At 57.4% G+C, this 6,578-nt stretch carries 7 protein-coding genes; 4 read left to right on the top strand and 3 right to left on the bottom strand.

Annotated features, from left to right (window positions below; all coding sequences use genetic code 11):
* Window positions 1-320 (top strand): hypothetical protein (locus tag HW556_RS17665; protein WP_176901444.1); only part of this gene is annotated, 320 nt, incomplete at its 5' end.
* A gap of 434 nt (window positions 321-754) precedes the next feature.
* Here the strand turns inward: HW556_RS17665 and HW556_RS17660 are convergent.
* Window positions 755-2,194: an amidohydrolase gene (locus HW556_RS17660; protein WP_176901443.1), complete on the bottom strand. Its 1,440-nt coding sequence runs from the start codon at window positions 2,192-2,194 to the stop codon at window positions 755-757.
* A gap of 489 nt (window positions 2,195-2,683) precedes the next feature.
* Here HW556_RS17660 and HW556_RS17655 point away from each other — a divergent pair, with 489 nt between their 5' ends.
* Window positions 2,684-2,893, top strand: coding sequence for a hypothetical protein (locus tag HW556_RS17655; protein WP_176901442.1), 210 nt, complete (start codon window positions 2,684-2,686; stop codon window positions 2,891-2,893).
* A gap of 708 nt (window positions 2,894-3,601) precedes the next feature.
* Entirely contained in the window at window positions 3,602-3,823 is a 222-nt protein-coding gene (locus tag HW556_RS17650; protein ID WP_176901441.1) for a hypothetical protein, read from the top strand.
* A gap of 81 nt (window positions 3,824-3,904) precedes the next feature.
* Here HW556_RS17650 and HW556_RS17645 read toward each other — a convergent pair whose 3' ends face one another.
* Together HW556_RS17645 and HW556_RS17640 are read right to left on the bottom strand one after the other, a co-directional pair.
* Entirely contained in the window at window positions 3,905-4,327 is a 423-nt protein-coding gene (locus HW556_RS17645; RefSeq protein ID WP_176901440.1) for a hypothetical protein, read from the bottom strand.
* 185 nt (window positions 4,328-4,512) lie between these two features.
* Window positions 4,513-5,223: a hypothetical protein gene (locus HW556_RS17640; RefSeq protein WP_176901439.1), complete on the bottom strand. Its 711-nt coding sequence runs from the start codon at window positions 5,221-5,223 to the stop codon at window positions 4,513-4,515.
* Between the two features lie 590 nt (window positions 5,224-5,813).
* On the opposite strand from HW556_RS17640, the gene HW556_RS17635 reads away from it, so the two are divergent.
* The gene (locus HW556_RS17635; RefSeq protein WP_176901438.1) at window positions 5,814-6,506 is read left to right on the top strand and encodes a hypothetical protein; all 693 of its coding nucleotides are present in this window, start codon (window positions 5,814-5,816) and stop codon (window positions 6,504-6,506) included.
* Window positions 6,507-6,578 lie beyond the last annotated feature (72 nt).

Raw genomic sequence — 6,578 nt, 5'->3', positions numbered from 1 at the left:
AAAGTGACATCAGGACGTTTGCTCCTATAGGCCCATTCTGCACTGAAGTTGCGTTCGATATAGCCCACAAAGAGGAAGCTGGAGTCATAACTTATTGGTTTTTATTAGCAGATGCCGAGGGGTTGGCCAACTATGCGCGGCATAATTTACTCCCTGGGGAACTTTATTATGCTCTAAAAAAGGTGATACTCGTCAAAGAATATAGTTATGATATGCTCAGAGAATTTCTCTTGCGTGAAGTTGAAAACAAGTGCGCGCAGCATGATAATAATACGATCCTTCAGTATTTAGAAACAGAGTTTAATGTGCTGGAGGATTAACGTTAGATCGTCGTTCAGCAGAAGGAGCGATTCAAACCAGTTTAAAAAACTGTTTAATCGCACACACCGCCAAGCTAGGCGCCCAAAAGAACCACGACGTTCGATACAGGTCCACTGTATATCGAAACGTATGCGGGATTTTCACCCAGGAGTGAAAGACCACTATTTGCAAAAATGCCACAGTCATCAATACCACAAGGGGCCCGTACGCTTTTTTGCCCAGCACGCTTTTTGACAGGATGAAATAGCAGGCAACTGCTGGTAACACGGCCAGTAAGGCCAATTCTAAGAAGCATCCGCATGATCTGGTCATCTTCGCTCATGTGCCAGTAGGTGCTGAAGGCCAAACAAAGCCCGCCCCCTACCCAGCCGTTGGACGGGTGCGTAGGGGGCGGGTAACGAGAATACCCTGAGCGGTTGGGCGCGTGGAGGCCCTAGTCCCGGTAGTTCAGCGCCGGCGCCCGGTCGCCGAGCAGGGGCTTGTACACGTAGTTGCCGACCTTCTGCTGGAGTTCCTGCTTGGCCTTGGCAACCAGCTGGGGCATGGTGAACAGGTCGATGGCGGTAAGCGTCATTGTTTTAGCGGCCACCATCATGCCCTTGCTACCAACTTCCTTGCCGCTGCAGGCCACGGCCTGCCAGCTGTGAGCGGGCGTGCCGGGTATCCAGGTGGCGGCCGTCAGGCCCACGGTGGGCACCACGTAGCTCACGTCGCCCACGTCGCTGCTGCCGCCCATCTCGCGCACCTGGTAGGGGAGCACCTGCGCGGCCTGCTCAACCGGGGGCGCGGGCGCGCCGAGGGACGTTTGGATCTGCTGGCCGAACGCCAGCTCTTCGGGGCTGTAGCGCACGCCGCCGACCTGCTCTAAGTTGGTTTGCAGGGCGTGGGCCAGCGTTTCGTTGATGAGCAGGTCGTGGGTGCCGCCCACCAGTTCGTAGTCCATGGTGGTGCCGGTGCCCAGGGCGGCGCCCTCGGCGGCCTTTACCACCCGCGCGAAGGTGGCTTGCACGTCGGCCCGGTCTGGGTGGCGCACGTAGTAGTACACCTCGGCGAAGTCGGGCACCACGTTGGGGGCCTTGCCGCCGTTGGTAATGACGTAGTGAATGCGCGTTTCCTGGGGCACGTGCTCGCGGAGCATGTTCACCATCTGGTCCATGGCTTCCACGCCATCGAGGGCACTGCGGCCGCGCTCGGGCGCCGCCGCTGCGTGCGCCGCCACGCCGTGGAACCGGAACTTGGCCGAGGAGTTGGCGATATACTTGCCCACCATGGTCGCGTTCTGACTGCCCGGGTGCCAGTGCAACACCGCGTCTACGCCCTTGAACAGGCCCGCGCGCACCATGTACACCTTGCCGCTGCCCCCTTCCTCGGCCGGGCAGCCGTAGACCTTGATGGTGCCGCGCAGCTTGCCTTCCTTGAGAAGCTTCTGGATTTCGAGGCCCGTGGCCACGCTGGCGGTGCCGAACAGGTTGTGGCCGCAGCCGTGGCCGGCGTCCTGACCGGCAATGGGCGTTTTGGTGGCCACTGTCTGCTGGGCCAGGCCGGGCAGCGCGTCGAATTCGGCCAGCACGCCAATCACAGGCTGGCCGCTGCCGTAGGTAGCGACGAAGGCCGTGGGCATACCCGCGACGCCCGCCTCCACCACGAAGCCTTGCTCGCGCAGCGTTTGCTGAAGTAGCGCCGAGCTCTGGGCTTCCTTATAGCCCACTTCGGCGAAGCCCCAGATGCGCTGGGCCAGCTGCTGATAGTCGGCGTAACGGGCCTGCAGGTCCTGCAGGGCCTGGGTTTTGAGAACAGATGCCGGGGGCGTAGCGGCGGGCCGGAAGGCCAGTAGCCCGGCGCCGAGCAATCCGAACAGGTAGTACTTTTTCATGGGGTAGAATGGGCTGGAAAGACAACGTACGCCCGCATTGGCGGCCTGGGTAGCGGCAGGCAACGGGCCTCCCCTGCCGAGCGAGCGCGAGGGGACGGGTAAGATAAAGCATTAGCAATTGGCGAAAACCGAATATTCACCCTACTTCCGTTGCGGGCAACCCGGACCTTTGGGCTGCACAATCGACTGAGCTGTGTCAGCGGAAAACAATCAATGGAAACTACGGGAGTCAAGTTGCCGGCAAAAGTGCCGCAGGGCATCAACGTGTCAACGCTTTTCAGGACGAGTCAACAAGGTGGTTCAGCCAAACGGTCCGGCGGTTAACGTCCGTTGTTTAAAATAAGGAGTGTTTATTTGACCTTTGGCTGGCCGACAGCGCTTCAAAAAACACCCGGTCTTGCAAGGCTCGTCCGAATGCCAGATTTCCCCGAAGAAACCTACTGCCTCGGCACCTTTTTGTTCCCACGACACCACCGATTGCGAATCCCTATGAAAAACCCATCCCGCTCCTTCTACTTTGTTGCCACTTTATGCCTGCTCTTGGCCTTGGGCGGAATCTTCATGGCGGGCTACTATTCCGGCCGCAACGACTCCTTGGCGAAGCTGGGGCAGGGGCTGTCCTTTGGGGGAGCACTCGCGCTCATCTTCGCCTCTGCTGTGTACAAAAAACAAAAGGGCAACCCAGACAGTCCGCGATAAGAAGACACGTATGAATTACGGCCTGGTGCCGTGCAAATGGACTTGCCCGCTTCGGTTTACTGAAGCGGTGGCAAGCTAAACGCGCCCTGTTCAAAAAGTAGGAGCCTTTGGGGCGTCGCAGGTTTTAGGCTTTCTTTTCGCTGTTTCGCGCCATCATGAGCAAGCCAAGGGAGCAGCCGAAGGTCACGGCCAGACCTGTCCAGGTAAGGGTGGTGCCCATCGACCGGCGTGCGGCTTGCGCCTCCGGGGTCCGCTTATCGTTCGGACGTGGGTGGTCGACTCCGTATACTAAGCCAATTCCCATACCACTTAGGAAAATGCCGAGTACGGCGATAGCAAGGCAAACCGCTTTTTTATGTGTTGGCTTCATGGTACACAACAGGCAAGAAGGGAAAAGGAGAAATCAAGCAAAGGTGTCACCTCGCTAGGCATTTCCAATACCTACTTAATAATTATAACGTTGGAGGTGAGCAGCAAAGCGCCAAGTCTAATGGGGATTGTTTTCCTAAATCAAAAATGCCAGCAACATGCCACAATGTGTTCACGCAAACGGTCCGAAGGTAAACGCTGCGTTTGGCGAAAGGAGCGTTATTTACCTCTTCAAGGATTGACATAGTCTCCTGACTGATGGAAGCACACGAACCCGTTATTGCTCTTTTGCTTTTTTAAAACGGTCTGGCCACCAATGCCTAAAATATCATACGGCATTTGGAACGTCGCTTTGGCTGGCTGCACTGGGGCGAAATAGAGGAGTACCTACTGGCCCAAGGCTACTTAGTTCAACTCGACCAAAGCCAAGTGCCGGCGTATGCCATCACCCCCACCGGTGAGGCGTTTAGCGCCCGTTCTCGCGAACAGGCATTGGCTAAGGTGCAAGAAGACCCCTTCACCCACACGGAGCACACCCGCTGGCTGATTGCTAAATTGTGAGCTGGCTCTAACGGTCTAGCCAAAGGGTCCGAAGATAAACGCGCTCCATTTATCAAATCGAGGGTAACGGCGAACCCACGCTCATTCGCCTTGCTTCGAAGCGTTCACAAATATTTCGACCAATCGGGCCTCTAGGTTTTGTTCCACCTCCCATCCATTGTCCCACGAACTCATTTCAAAGAACCACCCGTCACTGCCTTCGACCATTAGCGCATCGTCCCATTCTTGCACGACCGGCCCCATGCGTCGCTGCACTTCGACCAAGGGCATGCCCAGGCAAACACCCGAAGGCAAGGTGCCGGTATAGCCGGCAAATACGCCGATTTGGTCCACTATTCCATCGCGGGCCCACACCGACACGGCGCCAAACCGGTACACGGTGAGCGTAGGCAACGTTTCAACCACGGGGGCGGGAGCCTGGAGCAGCACTTCCGCCACGGGCTGCCCCAGGCGGATGCCCGCAGCCGAGTGGCCCGGCAGTATCGGAGCGTTTAAGTCGAGCATACGGCGGGTATCAAGCGTAGAGCGTAGGGGTTCACTTTAACGGTGGCAAGGTAAACGCGCCGTTCAATTGAAGGAGCCGTTAAACTTTCGTAGTGTTTCACCAACCGGATTACTAATCGCATTTCTTAGTCAACAGCAGTTGGCATTACGATGACGGGATGCCACCGAAACGCTTTGCAGTCAGGTCATGGCTTCTTCACCAGCGTATTGGCGTAGTTGATCAGAAAGGACAAGTCCCGGTTGTTATCATAGCGCAGACCATTTTCGCGCGCATACGCCCGCAGTTGCGGGGCCTGCTTGGCAAAGTACTTGAGCACGTCTTGGGGCTTGCGCAGGAAAACAACTGGGCCGGTGGCCGTGCCTAGATATAGCGAGGTGGTAACGTAGCTCTTCGCCGTGGCAAGGGGCCGAGGGAGGCTAGCGCTTGTTACTCCACTGGAAGTATGCATGATATGTAGGTCAATACCAGTTAGTCGCTCGCGACGCAACAGCAGCACAGGGCCGGCTCCTCGGCTAAGTTGCTCGAAAAACCCCCACGCGGGCGCTACCGCCTTGCGGCTCGGGGGCAATGGAAAGGTCAAGAAGATGCGTTGCAAGGCCACATAACTATCGCCCGCATGTTGCTGCGCGATGTCGTCTTTGACAGCAAAGCCGCGAACCTGTTGGGCCGGCAGCGTGTAGATGCTGTCATTAACGCCCCGGAGAGAGAGCACGTCCTTTTCGGCATATAGCTGAAGGGTTCCGGTAAGGATGGCCCCAGTTGTGAGCACCACCGCGGCCTCGTCAAAGAATTTGAGATTCAGGAGCTTAAGATCCATGACCTGCTTGACGTCCTGGGCCTGAGCATCCAACCTTAGGCCACCAAGAAGCAGCGCTGTGAGGAAGACAATCCGCATATTTAAGTATGGTTAGGCCGAGTACCCCGGTAGTAAATTTAAGCAAAAACGGTCTTAACGTCGCGTTAACATGCTAAAGGAGGATAATGCAATTTATTATCCTCCTTTAGCATGTTAATATATTAATCAGCTCACTCGGTTGCTGGTCCACCCAGAGAAAGAATTTTAGCATATCTCCACTGCGACCATCTTGTTCATACACGTCTTGTGCCTCATAGTTAGAAATAAGTGGATCAGTTAGGTGGCCAGGACGTAAACAGATGGCTTGTAGTATATCAGTTGCCTGCAGCAGGTCTTGGTGGAAATCCGAGCTATACCGGTCTGATAATTCTCCGCTAGCAAAAGATGGACAACCTTCTTTACGGGAAGCATAAAATTAACTGGTTGCATCTGTCCGTGAAGTCCAGTTATGTTCATTAGAAAGGTCCGAAGGCAAACGCTCTGCGTTTGATCAAAGGAGCGTTACGTTTGTAATACACGCCCCGACTTAGATGCGCTTCGCTCGCAGCCAAGCCCACGCAAATGGCTAATCCGGCAAAGGAGCGTGGGCGTCGACCGCTTATTTTTGCCCGTCTTATCCGCGCCTCCCCATGGTCCGTTCTCGTTTTTCCCTTAGCAGCGAAGATTTCAGCTACGAACTGCCAAAGTGGGAAACCAGCCTGGGGGTGCGATTCGCCGCCGACGATTTTGCTCGCGCCGAAACGGTGGGCGACGTGTGGGCCGTCGTTGAGCGGCGCTTGCTGGCCCACGGGCCGTGGAGCACCCGCCCCGCGTGCACCACGCAACGCACGTTCTACCGCCTGCGCCGGGCACTGGCGGAGGTGGCCCCGAGGCAGCAGGTCCTAGCCCCCGGCACGTCCTTGGCGGCGGCATTTCCATGGCGGACCCGCCCCGCCCAGTGGCAGCGGCTGGGGCGGGCTAGCGGGTTGCCCGTGCCGGGGCTGCACTTTCCCATCCCCGCGTTCCTGCTGACGTGGGCCGCCAGCACGGCCGCCGTGTGGATTTCCGCCCCCCACGGGGCGTTGGCCGTCGCCGCGGGCTTGTGCAGCGCCTTGGTTGTGGGCAGCTGGTCGTGGACCCACGTGGCCCTTCCGACGGCTACCCTCGGCGAGCTCGCCACCAACGTGGTCGCGGGCCACTACCGGCAGCTCGCCGATGCCCGGCCACAACGGGCCGAGGTGCGGGCGCTGGTGTTGAGGGGGCTACTTGACTGCAGCAGCGAGGACGAAGCGTGTGCGGCGGCCGAACTGGGAGACGAAACAGCCTTTGACTGGACGCAGTAGGACCGGCCTGCATAAACGAAGCGGAGCACACGTGCCAATGAGCGAGCGTTTATCTAAACGGTACGAAGGTAA

Origin of the sequence: Hymenobacter terrestris (assembly GCF_013377905.1) — a bacterium.
GTDB lineage: Bacteria > Bacteroidota > Bacteroidia > Cytophagales > Hymenobacteraceae > Hymenobacter > Hymenobacter terrestris.
This window is presented reverse-complemented; position numbering and strand designations above follow the sequence as displayed.

Coding starts and splice junctions, on each gene's coding strand:
- HW556_RS17645 (WP_176901440.1), bottom strand. CDS start 4,327: ATGCTCGACTTAAACGCTCCGATACTGCCGGGCCACTCGGCTGCGGGC.
- HW556_RS17635 (WP_176901438.1), top strand. CDS start 5,814: ATGGTCCGTTCTCGTTTTTCCCTTAGCAGCGAAGATTTCAGCTACGAA.
- HW556_RS17660 (WP_176901443.1), bottom strand. CDS start 2,194: ATGAAAAAGTACTACCTGTTCGGATTGCTCGGCGCCGGGCTACTGGCC.
- HW556_RS17640 (WP_176901439.1), bottom strand. CDS start 5,223: ATGCGGATTGTCTTCCTCACAGCGCTGCTTCTTGGTGGCCTAAGGTTG.
- HW556_RS17655 (WP_176901442.1), top strand. CDS start 2,684: ATGAAAAACCCATCCCGCTCCTTCTACTTTGTTGCCACTTTATGCCTG.